The following is a 219-nucleotide window of genomic DNA, read 5'->3' as shown; positions in this document are numbered from 1 at the left end:
TTCGAACGTTTTCCGGAAATAAGAAACCAGCTGTGGAAAGGAGAGCTGTGGAATCATTCTTATTATGTGGAAACGGTCGGATCGGTATCGGAAGAAAATATCCGCAGGTATATCGAACATCAGAGCAAAGCTTACTGATGCTATGGAGGAGAGGAAATGTTGCTGTCAAAGAAAACATCCATAAAGATCAGCTGTGAATATGCGAATCTCATCGGACAT

The 219-nt window shown here is 42.0% G+C and carries 1 protein-coding gene; it reads left to right on the top strand.

Features of this window, described 5'->3' with window-relative positions; translation table 11 throughout:
• Nucleotides 1-138 (top strand): transposase (locus tag DXA57_RS17880; RefSeq protein ID WP_199612779.1); only part of this gene is annotated, 138 nt, incomplete at its 5' end.
• Between the last annotated feature and the right edge of the window lie 81 nt (nucleotides 139-219).

It is taken from the genome of Blautia sp. OF03-15BH, assembly GCF_003463065.1.
Lineage (GTDB): Bacteria > Bacillota > Clostridia > Lachnospirales > Lachnospiraceae > Limivivens.
Note: the sequence above shows the minus strand (reverse complement) of the source record. Positions and strands in the feature narration are given on the sequence as shown.